General features: G+C 65.3%; 1 protein-coding gene. It reads right to left on the bottom strand.

The window, feature by feature from the left end; all coding sequences use genetic code 11:
• Positions 1-274, bottom strand: a 274-nt coding sequence (locus AAEY83_RS14865; RefSeq protein ID WP_351060093.1) for a histidine kinase dimerization/phospho-acceptor domain-containing protein, incomplete at both ends; no start/stop codon positions are given.

A 274-nucleotide genomic window follows, 5' to 3' on the forward strand; every position in this document is an offset into this window, starting at 1 on the left:
GCGCCTGAATCTGGATCGCTTCATCCGGCAACGGCGAGCGGTCGGTGTCGAGCCAGGCCAGTTGCAGGGTGTCTTCGACCAGCCGCTGCATGCCGTCGACTTCGCGGCCGATGCGCTCGCGCAATTGCGCCAAGCCCCGTTCGCTTTCGCTGGCCACACGCAGACGGCTCAGCGGCGTGCGCAGTTCGTGGGACAAGTCGCACAATAACTGCTGCTGCAAGGCGACCGTGCTTTGCAAGCGCTCGGACATGGAATCGAAGGCCCGCGCCAGCTC

Source organism: Psychrobacter sp. TB20-MNA-CIBAN-0197 (assembly GCF_040309765.1).
GTDB classification, from domain to species: domain Bacteria; phylum Pseudomonadota; class Gammaproteobacteria; order Pseudomonadales; family Moraxellaceae; genus Psychrobacter; species Psychrobacter submarinus.